This window comes from Cellulosimicrobium sp. SH8 (assembly GCF_025818875.1).
Taxonomy (GTDB): Bacteria; Actinomycetota; Actinomycetes; order Actinomycetales; family Cellulomonadaceae; genus Cellulosimicrobium; species Cellulosimicrobium cellulans_D.
Genome location: NZ_JAMXMH010000003.1, coordinates 316,930 through 331,521, shown reverse-complemented (window position 1 = coordinate 331,521; position 14,592 = coordinate 316,930). Strand labels below are relative to the sequence as shown.

The 14,592-nt window shown below is 73.6% G+C and carries 12 protein-coding genes; 6 read left to right on the top strand and 6 right to left on the bottom strand.

The window, feature by feature from the left end; genetic code table 11:
• The first annotated feature begins 57 nt into the window (after positions 1–57).
• The 3 genes from NF338_RS06375 to NF338_RS06365 all read left to right on the top strand — a co-directional run bounded on the left by NF338_RS06375 (position 58) and on the right by NF338_RS06365 (position 3,640).
• The gene (locus NF338_RS06375) at positions 58–1,458 is read left to right on the top strand and encodes an ABC transporter substrate-binding protein (protein ID WP_264030003.1); all 1,401 of its coding nucleotides are present in this window, start codon (positions 58–60) and stop codon (positions 1,456–1,458) included.
• Positions 1,459–1,616: 158 nt separating this feature from the next.
• On the top strand, positions 1,617–2,582 hold the full coding sequence (locus NF338_RS06370) for a carbohydrate ABC transporter permease (RefSeq protein ID WP_374615002.1): 966 nt from the start codon (positions 1,617–1,619) through the stop codon (positions 2,580–2,582).
• On the top strand, positions 2,579–3,640 hold the full coding sequence (locus NF338_RS06365; RefSeq protein ID WP_264030002.1) for a carbohydrate ABC transporter permease: 1,062 nt from the start codon (positions 2,579–2,581) through the stop codon (positions 3,638–3,640). Before NF338_RS06370 ends, NF338_RS06365 begins: the two co-directional genes overlap by 4 nt.
• Before the next feature lie 89 nt (positions 3,641–3,729).
• Here the strand turns inward: NF338_RS06365 and NF338_RS06360 are convergent, their stop codons facing one another.
• Positions 3,730–5,028, bottom strand: coding sequence for an alkaline phosphatase (locus NF338_RS06360; RefSeq protein ID WP_264030001.1), 1,299 nt, complete (start codon positions 5,026–5,028; stop codon positions 3,730–3,732).
• Positions 5,029–5,192: 164 nt separating this feature from the next.
• Positions 5,193–6,236: a DUF2804 domain-containing protein gene (locus NF338_RS06355; protein WP_264030000.1), complete on the bottom strand. Its 1,044-nt coding sequence runs from the start codon at positions 6,234–6,236 to the stop codon at positions 5,193–5,195.
• Positions 6,237–6,440: 204 nt separating this feature from the next.
• Here NF338_RS06355 and NF338_RS06350 point away from each other — a divergent pair, with 204 nt between their 5' ends.
• Positions 6,441–7,670 carry a ferrochelatase gene (locus tag NF338_RS06350; protein WP_264029999.1) on the top strand — a complete coding sequence of 410 codons (1,230 nt, stop codon included), beginning with the start codon at positions 6,441–6,443 and terminating at the stop codon, positions 7,668–7,670.
• 40 nt (positions 7,671–7,710) lie between these two features.
• The gene (hemQ, locus tag NF338_RS06345) at positions 7,711–8,445 is read left to right on the top strand and encodes a hydrogen peroxide-dependent heme synthase (RefSeq protein WP_264029998.1); all 735 of its coding nucleotides are present in this window, start codon (positions 7,711–7,713) and stop codon (positions 8,443–8,445) included.
• A gap of 148 nt (positions 8,446–8,593) precedes the next feature.
• On the opposite strand, the gene NF338_RS06340 is transcribed toward hemQ, so the two are convergent.
• The gene (locus NF338_RS06340; RefSeq protein ID WP_264029997.1) at positions 8,594–10,471 is read right to left on the bottom strand and encodes a M48 family metallopeptidase; all 1,878 of its coding nucleotides are present in this window, start codon (positions 10,469–10,471) and stop codon (positions 8,594–8,596) included.
• A 138-nt stretch (positions 10,472–10,609) separates the two neighbouring features.
• On the opposite strand from NF338_RS06340, the gene NF338_RS06335 reads away from it, so the two are divergent.
• On the top strand, positions 10,610–11,440 hold the full coding sequence (locus tag NF338_RS06335) for a tryptophan-rich sensory protein (RefSeq protein WP_264029996.1): 831 nt from the start codon (positions 10,610–10,612) through the stop codon (positions 11,438–11,440).
• A 25-nt stretch (positions 11,441–11,465) separates the two neighbouring features.
• Here NF338_RS06335 and NF338_RS06330 read toward each other — a convergent pair whose 3' ends face one another.
• The 3 genes from NF338_RS06330 to NF338_RS06320 all read right to left on the bottom strand — a co-directional run bounded on the left by NF338_RS06330 (position 11,466) and on the right by NF338_RS06320 (position 14,567).
• On the bottom strand, positions 11,466–12,791 hold the full coding sequence (locus NF338_RS06330; RefSeq protein WP_264029995.1) for a Glu/Leu/Phe/Val family dehydrogenase: 1,326 nt from the start codon (positions 12,789–12,791) through the stop codon (positions 11,466–11,468).
• A gap of 86 nt (positions 12,792–12,877) precedes the next feature.
• Positions 12,878–13,681 carry an aldo/keto reductase gene (locus NF338_RS06325; RefSeq protein WP_264029994.1) on the bottom strand — a complete coding sequence of 268 codons (804 nt, stop codon included), beginning with the start codon at positions 13,679–13,681 and terminating at the stop codon, positions 12,878–12,880.
• Between the two features lie 136 nt (positions 13,682–13,817).
• The gene (locus NF338_RS06320) at positions 13,818–14,567 is read right to left on the bottom strand and encodes a helix-turn-helix transcriptional regulator (RefSeq protein WP_264029992.1); all 750 of its coding nucleotides are present in this window, start codon (positions 14,565–14,567) and stop codon (positions 13,818–13,820) included.
• Between the last annotated feature and the right edge of the window lie 25 nt (positions 14,568–14,592).

Below are 14,592 nucleotides of genomic sequence, written 5' to 3'. Positions count from 1 at the left end.
GACACCCAGCACCCACCCAGCACACCCACCCAGCACCACCGGAACACAGGAGTGACGATGAAGTCCACACGTCAGGCGATCGCCTTCACCCTCGCGGGGGCGCTCGCGATCAGCACGCTCGCCGCGTGCTCGAGCGGCGGCTCGGGCAGCGACGACGAGACCAGCGGCTCGGACGGCGACGGGAAGGTCACCCTCAAGGTGGTCTCCCTCCTCCCGGGCTCCGAGCAGGAGGCGATCGACGCCTTCAACGCGCAGGTCGAGGAGTTCGAGGCCGCGAACCCGGACATCGACATCGTGCCGGAGGAGTACGAGTGGAAGGCGACGACGTTCGCCCCCCAGCTCGCCGGCGGCACGCTGCCCGACGTCTTCGAGATCCCGTTCACCGACGCGAAGACGCTCGTCGAGAACGGCCAGCTCGCCGACCTCGACGAGCAGTTCCGCACCCTGCCCTACGCCGACAAGTTCAACCCGGCGATCATCGAGGCCGGGACGGGCGCCGACGGCCACGTCTACGCGATCCCCGCGAAGAACGTGTACGGCGTGGGCCTGCACTACAACCGCGCGCTGTTCGAGTCCGCCGGGCTCGACCCCGACCAGCCGCCGACCACGTGGGACGAGGTCCGCGAGGACGCGAAGAAGATCGCGGACGCCAACCCCGGCGTGGCGGGCTACATGCAGATGTCGCAGAACAACACCGGCGGCTGGCAGCTCACGGTCAACACGTTCGCCCGTGGCGGCCGCACGCAGGAGGTCGCGGACGACGGCACGGCGACGTCCACGCTCACCAACGACGGCACCAAGGAAGCGCTCGAGTGGCTCAAGGCCATGCGCTGGGAGGACAACTCCCTCGGGAGCAACTTCCTCCTCGACTGGGGCACGATGAACCAGGCGTTCGCCGCCGGCCAGGTCGCGATGTACACGTCGGGCTCGGACGTCTTCACGTCGCTGGTGCAGACGAACGACCTCGACCAGTCCACCTACGGCCTCGCCGCGCTGCCGCTCGAGGGCGACGACGCCGGCGTCCTCACGGGCGGCACGCTCGCCGCGATGCCCGCCAACGTGGACGAGTCGAAGAAGGAGGCCGCCATCAAGTGGATCGACTTCTTCTACCTGGCCAAGCTCGTCGACGAGAAGCGCGCGGTCGCGGACGCCGAGACGCTCGTCGCGAACGACCAGCCCGTGGGCACCCCGGTCCTGCCGATGTTCTCCCAGGAGCAGTACGAGCAGAACCAGGAGTGGATCAAGGACTTCATCAACGTGCCGCTCGACCAGATGACGAGCTACACGGACACGATGTTCGACCTGCCGCTCGTCGGTGAGCCGTCGCAGAAGACGCAGGAGATCTACGCCCTGCTCGACCCGGTCGTCCAGGCGGTCCTGACGGACGAGAACGCCGACGTGGACGCCCTGCTGGAGCAGGCGAACACCGAGGCGCAGGCCCTGCTCGACCAGGGCTGACGCCCGTGGTCGCGCGGTCCGCACCGGGCCGCGCGGCCCGCAGACCCGGGTCGGCCGGCAGCGCCCCCTGCCGGCCGACCCGTACCCCACCGGTGCCCGACGGCGCGACGCACCTCGCGTCGTCGGGCACCTCCCACCGCACCGAAGGACGTTCGCCCGTGACCGCCACCACCGCCCCGCCGCGACGGGGACCCGCCTCCCACGCGCGGGCCGACCGCGACGGCCGACGCCGCAGCCCCGTGACGTGGTTCCGTGGCGGCGGCCTGAGCAACCTCGTCTTCCTGCTCCCGCTCATCCTGATCTTCGGCGTCTTCTCGTGGTTCCCCATCGTGCGCGCGGTGATCATGAGCTTCCAGGAGACCAACCTCGTGAGCGACCCGACGTTCGTCGGGCTCGACAACTTCCGCCAGGTGCTGAACGACCCGCTCCTGTGGAAGGCCGTGAAGAACACGCTGTACTTCGCGTTCCTCGCCCTGCTGTTCGGGTACCCGATCCCGCTGATCGCGGCGGTGCTCATGCGCGAGGTCCGCCGGGCGCGCGGGCTGTACTCCGCGCTCGCCTACCTCCCGGTCGTCGTGCCGCCGGTCGTCGCCGTGCTGCTGTGGAAGTTCTTCTACAACGGCAGCCCGACGGGCGTGTTCAACACGATCCTCGGCTGGGTCGGGCTCGGCCCGTACCCGTGGCTCCAGGACGCCTCGACCGCGATGCCGTCGCTCGTGCTCGCCGCCACGTGGGCCGGCGCGGGCGGGACGATCATCATCTACCTCGCCGCCCTGACGAGCGTGCCGCCCGAGCTCTACGACGCCTCCGAGGTGGACGGCGCGGGGCTGTGGCGCAAGATCTGGCACGTCACGCTCCCGGCGCTGCGCGGCGTCCTGTTCATCACGCTGATCCTCCAGGTGATCGGCACGGCACAGGTCTTCCTCGAGCCCTACCTGTTCACGGGCGGCGGGCCGAACAACGCGACGCTCACGATCCTGCTGCTCATCTACCGCTACGCCTTCCAGAACAGCCTCGGCGGCGACTACGGGGCCGCGACCGCGCTGTCGATCATGCTCGCGGCCGTCCTCGCCGTCTTCTCGATCCTCTACTTCCGGCTCACCCGGTCCTGGAGCACGTCATGACTCTCTCGCCCACCGACAACCCGAGCGAGATCGGCGTCGTCTCGCAGGACTCCGCGGCCGCGACGGACGCTGTCGACGACCCCGCAGGGACCTCGCGTCGCGCCGCCGAGGCCAGCCGCAACCGCCGCGAGTCCGAGCGCCGCAAGGTGCGCGCGCGGCGTCGCAAGGTGCTCGACGGGGTCGAGGACCGCGGCGCGCTCTCCGAGGCGGACTGGCGCCGCCCGTCCATCCGGTGGGGGATGGGGAGCACGCACGTGCTCCTGCTCGTGATCCTCGTCGTCGCGGGCCTCGGGCCGATGCTGCTGCTCGCCAAGTACGCCGTCACCCCGACGCAGGACATCCTGCGCACCCCGATGGCGATCTTCCCGAACGGCATCGCGTGGGACAACCTCGACAAGGCGTGGAACGACGTCCAGGTCAGCCGGTACTTCCTCAACACGATCTGGCTCGCGGTCGGGTCGTGGGCGTCGCAGATCATCGTCGCGACGACGGGCGGCTACGCGCTGTCCGTCCTGCGGCCCCGGTACGGGAAGGTCGTGCAGGCGCTCGTCCTGTCGACCATGTTCGTCCCGGCGATCGTCCTGCTCGTCCCGCTGTACCTGACGATCCTCGACCCGCCGCTGCTGGGCCGGTCGCTCATCAACAGCTTCTGGGCCGTGTGGCTGCCGGCGGGCGCGAGCGCGTTCAACGTGCTGCTGGTCCAGCGGTTCTTCGACAGCCTCCCGCGCGAGGTGTTCGAGGCGGCGCGCATGGACGGCGCGGGGCCGTACCGGCTGTTCTGGTCGGTCGTGCTGCCGATGTCCAAGCCGATCATCGGCGTCGTCTCGGTGTTCGCGGTCATCGCGGCGTGGAAGGACTTCCTCTGGCCGCTGCTCGTCCTCAAGGACCCGGCGATCCAGCCGCTGTCCGTGCGCCTGCCGTCCATCGAGGCGTCGACCGACCTCGGCGTGTTCCTCGCGGCCCTCGCGATCTCCACGCTCATCCCGGTCGCGCTGTTCCTGGTGTTCCAGCGCATGTTCCTCCAGGGCGCGGGCCTCGGCGGAGCGGTCAAGGGCTGACCTTCGGTCCGCTGCCGAACACGACTTTGGTGTCGTTATCCCGCGGATAACGACACCAAAGTCGTTCTCGACCGCGCGCAGGGTCGTGCTCAGCCGCGGCCCCGGCCCTGCATCGCGCGCAGGACGGCGTCGTGGACGTCGGTGTTGCGCTGCGCGCCCGCGAGCCGTTCGGCGCCCGGCCCCTGCGCGGTGATCGGCGTGGCCTCGCCGGTGTGGCCGCCCGTGGTCCAGTCGACCGTGAACTGCAGGTCGGAGCCGGCGAGGTCGAACGGGCCGTCCTCGGTCGTCGCGCCGTCGCCGCTCTCGTCCTCCGGGTCGACGTTCTCGATCGCGAGCCCGCCCGTGGCGTGGTCACCCACGACGAGCACGAGCGTGCCCCGGTTCTTCGTCGCGAAGTCGAGCGCGAGCGCGACGGTCTCGTCGAGCGCCTGCCCCGCCTGGATCGTGCGCGTCGCGTTGCTGCGGTGCGCGAACTCGTCCACCGCCTCCTCCTCGACGAGCAGGAAGAACCCGTCACGGTCCCGCGACAGCACGTCGAGCGCCTTGGCCGTCATGTCGACGAGCGGCATCTCCGGCTCGTACAGGTCGCCCTCGCCCTCGTTGCGCTGCTCGAACATCTCCTCGTTGGCGAACAGGCCGAGCAGCTTGCGCCCGCGCGCGTCCGCGAGCCCGTCGGCGTCGCTCACGTACGTGTAGCCGAGGTCCTGCGCGCGCTCGACGAGGTTCCCCTTCGTGCCCTTGCTCTGCTCGGTCGGGTCCTTCGCGGGGTTGTCCTCCCACGCGCCCGGGTCGCCCGCCGGGAACCACCAGTCCTCGCCGCCGCCGAGCACGACGTCGGGCCGCGAGCTCTCGAGGAGCTGGCGCGCGATCTCGCTCTGGTCGCCGCGGTCGGGCACGTGCGCCCCGAACGCCGCGGGCGTCGCGTCGGTGACCTGCGCCGTCGTGACCAGACCGGTGGCCTTGCCCGCGCCGCGGGCCGCCTCGAGGAGGGTCGGGACCGGGTTCCCGTCGACGTCGACGCCGACCGCCCCGTTGTACGTCCGCACCCCGGACGCGAACGCGGTCGCGCCCGCAGCGGAGTCCGTGACGGCCTCCTCGGGGTCGGCCGAGTCCGTGGTGGTCCAGCCGGCGTGCTCGAGCGAGTCCATCGCGAGCTGCCCGTCCTTGCCGACCGTCGCGAGCCGGATCAGCTCGCGGTGCGACAGGCCGAGCCCGTCGCCCTGGATGAAGATGACGTTGCGTGCCCGATCGTTCCCGTAGCCCTGACCCTGGACGTGGCCCTGGCCGGCACCGCGCTCGCTCCCGCCGAACGGCAGGAGGAGCGCGAGCGCCGCCGCCGCCGCGACCCCCGTCGTGCCCGCGCGGAGCCGTTCTCGTCGTGACTGCATGAGCTTCCCCTTCCCACCGGCGTCGCTGCCGGTGCCGGCACGGCCGCGGAGGGGACGGGTTCGCCGTCGCGCGCGGGCCGCGCCCGACGGCGTCGGTGCCGCCGGATCGTCCCCACGCTAGGCACGCCCCGGGCACTGGCAAGCGGGGCGGAGGCGCGCCGCGCTCACCAGCGGTTGTGGACCTCCTCGGCCCAGCCGACGAGCCCGTCGAACCGCACCGGCTCGGCCGTGCCCGCCCCCGACGGGCCGCCGTCGGACGGCGTGAACGTGCCCGACCAGGTCCCGAAGCACTGGTCGGTCGACGACGACACGACGCCGAGGTGCGTCCGCGTGACCTTCGTGTGGAACGGCTCGAACGTCGCGTCGAGCCCGCCGCCGGTGACGCGCCACGGCCGGTGCGGGTCGGCGAGGTCGTAGTCCCACACGAGCTCGTCGGGGAGGTGGTGGATCCGCCCGTCGAGCGAGATCGCGTTCTCGGTCGAGCCCGTGCCGACCGTCCACCGACCCCCGACCTGGATCCCGACGACCCGCCCGTGGCTCTCGCCCGAGCCCGCGCCCCAGTTCCACCGGACGTCGTAGGGCCAGCGCCCGCGGCCGTGGTCGAGGACGGCCCACGACGACCCGGCGGGGACGTCGACCGTCCGGCCGTCGACCCACAGCGTGCCGTGCGCCGGGCGGGCGACGTCCTTGACCGTGTACTGGAAGCGCGAGTCGCTCCACGGCACGACGACGGCGAGCCGCTCGTGCCCGGGCGGCAGCTCGGCGACGACGTCGAACGAGACGTCGCGCGTCCGGGCGCGCAGGCGCGTCCCGCCGTCGACCTCGTCGAGGTCGATCGCGAGGTTCTTCGCCCGTGCGCGGGCGGGACCGTCGCCGAGCGAGCCGGGCAGCTCGACGCCGCGCGCCGGGACGACGGTCGCGGCCTCGCCCCACGTGCGGCCCGACTCCCGGTCCAGCACCCACACCTCGTGCACGGCCGCGTAGTCGAGCGACGAGACGGTCAGCGCGAGGACGTGCGTCGGGGTGACGACCCCCCAGTACTCCCAGCGCTTGTTCCGGCCACGGTGACGGCTCCAGCGGCGGTGGCCGTCCCGTGCCACGCCGGACGTGTCGACGAGCGGCTGCCGCGCCCAGCCGACCGACCGGCGGTCGAGGCTCCCGTCGGGCAGGGTGAGCGCCACGCGCTCGGTGATCTCCGGGAGCGGCACCGCTCCACCTCCACGTGGTCGGGCTCGGGCGGCTCTGCGCGGCGGGCGACGGCGCCCGGTGCCCGGCCCGAGGAGCGAGCGAGGCCGAGTCTAGGGGCCGCGGGAAGCCACCTGGACGAGGTGACACTCTGTCCCGTCAATGTCACGTCCGCCCGGTCCGTTTCCCGACGGGCGGGCCCCGGAGCAGGTGCCATGATCGGGAGCATGCCCCCGTTCTCCCCCCAGGACGTCGCTGCCGACACGGGCCGGGCCGCTGCGCCCGCTGAGCCTGCCATCGACCCCACGAGCGACGTCGACCCCGGTCCCACCCCCGACCTGCGCCCCTACGACGCGCTCCTGCTCTACTCGTTCGGCGGGCCCGACAAGCCCGAGGACGTCGTGCCGTTCCTGCGCAACGTCACCGCGGGCAAGGGCATCCCGGACTCGCGCCTCGAGGAGGTCGGCGAGCACTACTACGGCTTCGGCGGCAAGAGCCCCATCAACGAGCAGAACCTCGCGCTGAAGGCGGCGCTCGAGGCCGAGCTCGCGCGCCGCGGCGTCGACCTGCCGGTCGTGTGGGGCAACCGCAACTGGGCGCCGTACACGACCGACGCGATCGACGAGCTCGAGGAGAGGGGCGCGAAGAACGCGGTCGCGCTCGTGACGTCGGCGTACTCGTCGTACTCGGGCTGCCGCCAGTACCGCGAGGACCTCGCGGTCGTGCTCGACGGTCGCGGCCAGCTCGGCCCCGACGGCTCGACGGGCGTGCAGTTCGACAAGGTGCGCTCCTACTTCAACCACCCGGGCTTCGCGCAGGCGAACGTCGACGCGGTGCTCGACGGCTACGCGGCGCTCGCGGAGAAGGGCGGCGACGGCGCGGCCGCACGGCTCGTGTTCGTCACCCACTCGATCCCGGACACGATGGAGGTGGCGTCGCGCGTCTCGCACGCGACGTACTCCGAGCAGCACCTCGACCTCGCGCGGGTGATCGTCGGCGAGGTGTCGGCGCGCCTCGGTCACGAGGTGGCGTGGGACCTCGCGTACTGCTCGCGGTCGGGCCCGCCGAGCCAGCCGTGGCTCGAGCCCGACGTGAACGACCACCTGGAAGCCCTCGCGCAGGACGGCGTCCGCGACGTCGTGCTGTCGCCGATCGGCTTCGTCTCCGACCACATGGAGGTCGCCTACGACCTCGACACCGAGGCGATGGAGACCGCGACGGGGCTCGGGATGACCGCGGTCCGCGCGGGCACCGTGAGCACGCGCGAGCCGTTCGTGCGCGGGCTCGTCGACCTGCTCGTCGAGCGCGCCGCGCTCGCCCGGGGCGAGGCCGTCGCGGAGGCCACCGTCGGCAGCCTGCCCGCCTTCCGCTCGGTGTGCGCGCCCGGCTGCTGCCTGCGTCGCGACGGGGAGCCGAGCGGCGTCCCCGCGCTGTGCAGCACGGACGTCCACAGCTGAGCCCCGCGAAGACCCCGCACGGACCCGAGAGGAACCCCCGATGAACGACGCCGCGCGCGTACCTGCGGACCACGAGCAGATCAACACCACCATCCGCTACGCGATGTGGTCCGTCTTCGCGTCGGCGGCGCCGCTGCCCGCCGACGCGGAAGAGCGCGCGGGCCTCGTGGCCGACACGCTGACCGCCGTCGGCGGCGGTGACGACCCGGCCGCCACGGACGGCGACCTCGTCGTGCGCGGCTGGTACGACGTCGCCGGGCTGCGCTCGGACGCCGACCTCATGGTGTGGTGGCACGGCCCGACGATCGAGTCCGTCCAGGGCGCCTACCAGCGCCTGCGCGCGAGCGGCCTCGGGGCGCACCTTGAGCCCGTCTGGTCGAACGCGGCCCTGCACCGCCCGGCCGAGTTCAACCGGGGGCACGTGCCCGCGTTCCTCGCGGGCGAGGCGCCCCGCGACTACCTGTCCGTCTACCCGTTCGTGCGCTCCTACGACTGGTACCTGCTGCCCGACGCCGAGCGCCGCACCATGCTGCGCGACCACGGCCTCGCGGCGAAGGACTACCCGGACGTGCGGGCCAACACCCTCGCGTCGTTCGCGCTCGGCGACTACGAGTGGATCCTCGCGTTCGAGGCCGACGAGCTGCACCGCATCGTCGACCTCATGCGCGAGCTGCGCGCCACGGAGGCCCGCCGCCACGTGCGCGAGGAGGTCCCGTTCTTCACGGGCCCGCGCACGACGCTCACGGCGTGGGCGGACCGCCAGCCCCTGGCCTGACCCACCCCAACCCGCCGAACATGACTCTGGTGTCGTTATCCGAGGGATAGCGACACCAGAGTCGTTCTCGACGGCGCGCAGGGTCGTTCTCGGTGGGGGGCGGGGGCGAGGTCGGCGGGGCGGTGGGCGGTGGCCCGACGGCGCTGGTTCAGCCCGCGGGGACGGCGTCCGGCTCGCCCTCGCGGACGTAGGGCGCGACGTGCGCGACGAGCGCCTCGTCGCTGTCCTTGGTGAGCCGCTCGCCCGACCACGTCTCGTGGAGCGTGAGGGTCGTGCCGTCGTGCAGCGTGAGGTCGACGCGCGCGGGCGTGACCTTGCGGATCGCCGCCGCGGCGATCTGCTCGTAGGGGACGTACCGGTACCGTGCGGCGAGGTCGGCGACGGGCGCCGAGCGCAGGAGCTCCACGAGGCGCGCCTTGCCGCCCTCCGTCTTCTTGGGGCAGGGCGCCAGGATCAGCCCCACGTCCAGCACCAGGACGTCGTGGTACGCCCCGTCCACCTTGACGTTCGCGAGGCCACCGACGACGTCGCCGCCGTGCGCGGTCGCCTGCGCGGTCTGCTGGACCGCGCCCGCGACGTCGATGCCGAGGGCGTCCAGCCGGGCGCGGGCCTCCGCGGTGGTCGCGGGGTCGGCCGCGAGGCGCGCGACCTCCGCCAGGTCGAGGACGGTGCCGTCGGGGGTCTCGAGCGTCGCCGGTCCCGTCCACGACGCGCGCCACCGCGCCGCGCCGGAACGGACGGCCGCTGCCGCGAGCGCCGAGGAGATCGCGCCGGTGATCGCCTCGCGCGCCTCGGCGGCGGGTGCCCCCGGCACGAGGTCGCGCGCGACCGCGTCGAGGCGGCCGGCGCCGAGGAGGTCGAGCAGCGTCCCCAGGTCGCCCTGCGGGCGGCCCGCGGCACGGCCGACCGCACGGTAGAGGGTGTCCGCGGTGCGCTGGTCGTGGATGGGCATCGCCGCGGCGACGAGCGCGTCCCACGGGAGCTGCGCGCGCGTCCCGAACGCGACCTCCTCGACCGCGACGCGCTCGGCCCACGTCGCGAAGCCCGGGACGAGGGCGGTGGCGGGCCGCTCGTCCGTGGCGAGCGTGCCGCCGTCAGGCATGCTGTCCATCGCGGCGACGCGCCGGGCGATCGACGGGTGCGTGTCCCACGCGGACTGCTCGGCGGGCGCGTCGTCGGACCGGAGCTCGGCGAGGTCGCCGGCCCGGCCGCGCAGGAGCTCGTCGAAGCCCCCGAAGACGCCCGCCGGAGTCGGGGCGAGGCCGTGCTCCCAGCCGAGCCCGACGTACTGGCCCGTGTAGAAGCCCCACGCGGCGTCGATCACCGGGACCTCGCGCAGCGCTGCCTGGGCGGTCGCGCGACCCGCGACGCGCACGGACAGCTCGTCCGCCTCGAGCTCCTGGCGCCGGCTGACCGCTGCCGAGACGAGGACGTAGAGCTTCGCGTACTGCTTGAGCAGCCAGCCGACGACGTTCCCCCGGAGCTGCCCGACCGTCGCCATGATCGCCTCGCGGCCCCGGTAGGCGAGGGGGCCGAGACGCGTGTGCGAGCGGGAGTAGTGGCCGAGCTCGTGGGCGAGGACCGAGCGGAGCTGGGACGCGGACAGTCCTTGCAGCAGCGGGACGCCGAGGTAGAGGCGCCGCGTCCCGCCGACGAGCCCGAGCAGGCGCGTGTCCTCGCCGACCGCTGCGTTGACGTCGGCGACGAGCCGGATCTCGTCCGGCGCGCGCGTGTCCGCCACCTGCGCGAGCTCGCGGACCGTGGCCCAGAGCTCGGGCGCGTCGCGCTCCGCGAGCGGCACCCCGCCCGGACCCTGCTTCTCCGCCCTGGCGACGCGCACGAGCGCGACGACGAGGCCCACGGCGACGACGATCGTGAAGAACCCGAGCTTCGCGGCACCACCGCCCGCGTGCTCCGAGAACGCCCAGACGGTCGCGGCCCCGAGGCCGACGACGGCGCCGAGCGCGAGGACGTAGAAGCCGACGAGGAGGAGGACCGACAGCGCGGCGCGCAGGGTCGTGGTCATGGGCGTGCCTCTCACGATGCGCCGCATCCGCGCGGCGGTCTGGCGCCGGAGCATAGTGGCACGCGTGCCCGGGGCACCAGTCCCGTCCACCGACCCCTCCCCAGATGCTCAGCATGCTGATCGATGCGACGGTGGAGCATGACCACCGCAGCCGTCCCCGCTGGCGCCGTCCCCGCACCCGTTCCCTCCGACCGGGTCCGCCAGGTCGTCGTCCTCGTCGGCTCGCTCGTCGCCGCCGGTGCCGCGGCGTACGGGGCGGGCGCGTTCGGCGGCACCGCCGTCGAGCAGACCGCCGGGGGAGCGCTGTCGTCGACCGCGACGCCCGTCGCGCCCGACAACCCGGCGTTCCGCATCTGGTCCGTGATCTACCTCGGCCTCTTCGCATTCGCCGTCTACCAGGTGCTGCCGCGGCACGCGACGAGCCAGCGGCTGCGCGCGACGGCGTGGTGGGTGCTCGCGTCCATGGTCCTCAACGCCGCGTGGATCGGCGTCGTGCAGGCCGGATGGATCCCGCTCAGCGTCGTCGTCATCGCGGCCCTGCTCGCCGTGAACGCCGTGGTCGTGGTGCGGCTGGTACGGCGGCGGCCCGAGTCGACGGCGCAGGCCGTCGTGCTCGACGGGACCATGGGCCTCTACACCGGCTGGGTCAGTGTCGCGACGCTCGCGAACGTCGCGGCGGCGCTCGCGGACGCGCGCGCGGGAGACCTCGGCCTCGGCGCGACGGGCTGGTCGGTCGTGCTCGTCGTGCTCGCCGCCGCGCTGTCGGTCGCGTGGGCCGCGTTCGCCTCAGGGCGCCGTGCGCTCGCGCTCGGGATCGGCCTCGCCGTGGCCTGGGGCCTCGCGTGGATCGCCGTCGCCAGGTTCCAGGGCGAGCTCGTGGACACCGCCGTCGCGTGGGCGGCCGTCGGTGCGTCCGCGGTCGCGCTCGTCGCGGCGGTCGTCGCCGCGACCCGCCCGGCGCGCGCCTGACCCGCGCGCCGGGCAGTCCGCCGCGTCAGGGGTAGAGGCCGCGGATCTGGTGGGCCTCGGCGACGCGCTGCACGCCGATGACGAGCGCGGCGTCACGCAGGCTCAGCTCCTCGCGGCGCGCGAGGCCCGCGACCTCGTCGTACGCGTGCAGCATGCGGTGCTCGAGCTTCTCGCCGATCTCCTGCTCGGTCCACCAGTACGCCTGGTTGGCCTGCACCCACTCGAAGTAGGAGACGACGACGCCGCCCGCGTTCGCGAGCACGTCCGGCACGACCGTCACGCCGTTCTTGGCGAGCACGCGGTCGCCCTCGGCGGTCGTCGGGCCGTTGGCGCCCTCGACGACCCAGCGCGCGCGCACGGTGCGGGCGGTGTCGCCGTCGAGCACGCCCTCGACCGCGGCGGGGACCAGGACGTCGACGTCGAGCGCGAGCAGCGCGTCGTTGTCGACGGGGTCGGCGCGGTCGAAGCCGACCACGCTGCCCGTCGCGGCGACGTGCTCGAGCAGGGCGCGCACGTCGAGCCCGTCCGGGTCGTGCACGCCCCCGTACTGGTCGGACACGGCGACGACGCGCGCCCCGCGCGCCGCGAAGATCGCGGCCGCGTGCGACCCGACCTTGCCGAAGCCCTGGATCGCGACGCTCACGTCGGACAGCGCCACGCCCGCCTCGTCGAGCGCCGCGGCGGTGACGTGCACGACGCCCGCGCTGGTCGCCGTCGTGCGCCCGAGCGAGCCGCCGACGGTGATCGGCTTGCCGGTCACGACGGCCGGGATCGTGTAGCCCTGGTTGACCGAGTAGGTGTCCATGACCCACGCCATGGTCTGCTCGCTGGTGCCCATGTCGGGCGCCATGATGTCCCGCTCCGGGCCGATGACCGGCATGATCTCCGACGTGTAGCGGCGCGTGACGCGCTCGAGCTCGGCCTCGGAGTAGCAGCGCGGGTCGATCGCGACGCCGCCCTTCGCCCCGCCGTAGGGCAGGTCGACGATGGCGCACTTCCACGTCATCCACATGGCCAGCGCGCGGACCTCGTCGACGTCGACGCTCGGGGAGTAGCGCAGCCCGCCCTTGCCCGGGCCGCGCGAGACGTTGTGCTGCACCCGGTAGCCGTGGAAGAGGACGGTGCGGCCGTCGTCGCGCCGCAACGGGACGGCGACGTTCACCTCGCGTCGCGGCGTCGCGAGCATCTCGTGCAGGCCGTCGTCGTAGCCGAGGAAGCCGACCGCGCCGGCGAGCTGCGCGTGCGCGGTGTCGAGGGCGGAGGCGGGGGTCGTCTGCGGGGTCGGGGCGGGGTGGTGCGGGGTGGTGGTATCGCCGCTCGTGAGGGTGGGCGGCACGGACGTCGTCGTCACGGTTCCTCCGGTTCGAGGTTCTCCTCGGTGCCGCGGGGGTGTGCGGCACCGAGGGTCACGCTACCTCCGGAGCGGCCGCTCGCCGCTCACGCGCCCCGGCGGTGCCCCAGCGCGTCGATCGCCGCGAGCTCGTCCGCGGAGAGGCTGAACCCGGTCACCTGGAAGTTCGCCTCGATGCGCTCCGGCGTCACCGACTTGGGGATGACGACGAACCCGTGGTCGAGGTGCCAGCGCAGCACGACCTGGGTCGGCGTGACGCCGTGCGCGGCCGCGACCTCGGCGAGCACCGGCGCCTCGAGGTCGGTGCGCTTGAACGGGCTGTACCCCTCGAGCACGACGCCGCGCTGCGCGAGCTCGTGCGCCAGACGGTGGTCGTAGTCGGCGGGGCTCCACGGGATCTGGTCGACGGCGGGCGTCTCGCCGACCTGCTCCGAGACGACGTCCACCTGCTCGACCGAGTAGTTGCTCACCCCGATCGACCGCGCCTTGCCCTCGTTCCGCAGCTCGACGAACCGCTCCCAGACCCACGGCGACGCCTCGCCCGCCGGCGGCCAGTGGATGAGCCACAGGTCGACGTGGTCCGTGCCGAGGTCGCGCAGCGACGCCTCGAGCGTCTCGCGCTCCCGGCCTGCGGCGTCGGGCGGGAGCTTGGTCGTGACGAACACGTCGGCGCGGTCGACGGACGAGTCGGCGAGCGCGCGTCCGACCTGCGCCTCGTTGCCGTAGCCCGTCGCGGTGTCGACGTGCCGGTAGCCCACGTCGAGCGCGTGGCGCACGGCGCGGTACGCGTCGTCGCCCTCGGACTGCCAGGTCCCGAGCCCGAGCAGCGGCATCGCGCCGCCGGGCAGGTCGACGGTCGGGACGGGGCCTGGTGAGTCTACGGAGGTCATGCCGCCAGTCTCCGTGCCCGACGCCGCCGCCCGCCACCGCGCGGCCCTCACCGGGTCCTCGCCGAGCCCTGGATCTCTCCCCAGGACCGGCAGACGGTGAGGAGAGAACCGGGGTTCGGCGGCAGGGCGCGGGCGGTCAGCGGCGGGTGCGGCGGCGGTACTGGGCCGGGGTCTCGCCGGCGAGGCGCGCGAACGTGCGGGTGAACGACGGCTGGTCGTAGAAGCCGCTCTCGGCCGCCACCTCGCCGATCGACACCGAGGACCCCGCGAGGAGCCGGGTCGCGTGGTCCATGCGGGTGCGCAGGACGAGCTGGCGCGGCGTGACGCCGTACACGCGCCGTACGCGTCGGTCGAGCACCGCGGGCGTGGATCGCGCGGCCTCGGCGAGCCGTGCCGTCGTCCAGCGGGCCCCGAGGTCGGCCTCCACCGCCGCGACGAGCGCGGCGAGGGAGTCCATCGTCGCGTCGTCGGCCGCACCCGCGCGCAGGTCGTGCGAGACGGACACGATCCCCACGAGGTGGCCCGCGTCGTCGTGCACGGGAAGCTTGGACGTGAGGAACCAGCCCGACGTGCCGCCGAGCCGCCGGATGCGCTCGAGCTCGCCGCGCAGCGCGCGCCCGCGCAGCACCTCGGCGTCCTGCTGCTCGTAGCGCTCGGCGAGCTGCGGGACGAACAGGTCCCGAGCCCGTCGGCCCAGCACCGCGCGGCGCGAACGCTCGTTCGTCCGCGCGACGAACACGGGGTTGACCGCGACGTACCGGCCCGTGACGTCCTTGGCGCAGAACATCGTGTCCGGCAGCTCGTCCATGAGCGCGACCATGGCGGGGCTGAGGGCGGCGAGGAGCGCCGCGCCCTCGGGCCACAGGTTGTCGCGGACGGGTGCCATGTCGCCCCGGATCGTACAAGACGAG